Raw genomic sequence first — 1,358 nt, forward strand, 5'->3', positions numbered from 1 at the left:
ACCGTGCGCCGCTGGCGACGGTCGGTTGTCAGGCCGGGGCGCTCACGCCCCGCGGGCAAGCCGATCCGCGTGATCTCTGGCCGCCTCTGCTCACCCAGTCGGATCAGCGCACATCCGCCATCGGTGCGACCCGCGCCGCACCCTCACCCCGGACCCGCCTCCCTACGCCATGCGTTCGGTGAGTTGCTCGAAGAAGTCCTCGACCATCGCCTTGCTCGCTGGGGTCCCGTTCAGCTCGTTCCCGCCGAAGCGGTAGACCTCGTAGCCGGCGAGGCGCAGTCGCCGGTCTTCGGAGACCATCGCCGCGTAGCGCGATGGGCTTGCTGTCGTGCCGTCTGCGTAGTGCTGCTTGCCGTCGACCTCGATCACGACCCTCCGCCGGTCGGTGAACAGCAGGAGGAAGTCCATCCGCTGCCGCGCGAGCGGCGCCGGACCTTTGAGCGCCCGGCGCATGCGCTGGTCATACGGGTCGTAGTGCAGGTACACCTGCGGGATGAGCGCGGGGATGTCGAAGGACGCCTTGTACCGCCCGGCGTACACCTCGAAGAGCACACGCTCGGGTGGGCTGTCCAAGGACTCGAGGAAGCGGTTGTGCAGGCGCAGCCCAACCTCGCGGTCAGAGACGTCCCGGGGCACCGCCTCGCGCTCCCGCCACCACTGGATCAGGCGCGCGAAGCTCAAGCCCTCCGGCGGGACGGGCTCGGCATACACGAGGCAGTAGTCCGCGTTCGCGACGATCTCGATGTCGTTGTTGACCGCGTCACGAAGGACGATCTCCGGCTTTGGGCCGTTCGCCGCGAAGATGAGGTTCTTCGTCGGCCCGACGACGCCGCCACCCCGCTCGTACTCCGAGATCAGCTCGCGCAGCGGACCGAGGAAGTGAGGTGCGACCGCGACCTCCGCAGCAAGGCGACTGGCGAGTGCCACCAACTCGGGGACGGACCACCCCGCGGTATACCCCCGGATGACGTCGCGCTTGCTCTCCGCGCTCGACGGCGCGTGCTCGCTGTCGTTCCAGGTCAAGCGGAGTTCCTCGGCGAGGACGACTTCCAACGCGGCACGCGTGAACGTGCCGATCAGGGCCTCCTCGATCGCTGCGCTCAACGTTCGCGTCGAGACGACCAAGCGCGCCTGCGATGGAGTCGGCTCGGAGGCACCCCACCACGGCCAGGGCGGCACAGAGTCACTCACGTGACCAGTGTCGTCCCTCGCGTGTGCTCGGGGCGGGGATACTCGCCGCCGCCCGCGCCACGGGTGCGCAATCTGTCATCCCGCTCCCTCAGAGAATTGTCCCGCCAGTCGCGCTCGAGGGCTCGCTGCAAGCCCAATCATGGGGGCTCTTCACAATCGAGGGTGTA

Annotated in this window: 1 protein-coding gene; it reads right to left on the minus strand. The window is 68.4% G+C overall.

Translation table 11 applies throughout. The features are described from left to right. Positions 1-162: 162 nt before the first annotated feature. Positions 163-1,104, minus strand: coding sequence for a hypothetical protein (locus N866_RS18685; RefSeq protein WP_155855497.1), 942 nt, complete (start codon positions 1,102-1,104; stop codon positions 163-165). Between the last annotated feature and the right edge of the window lie 254 nt (positions 1,105-1,358).

Source organism: Actinotalea ferrariae CF5-4, from assembly GCF_000603945.1.
GTDB classification, from domain to species: Bacteria; Actinomycetota; Actinomycetes; order Actinomycetales; family Cellulomonadaceae; genus Actinotalea; species Actinotalea ferrariae.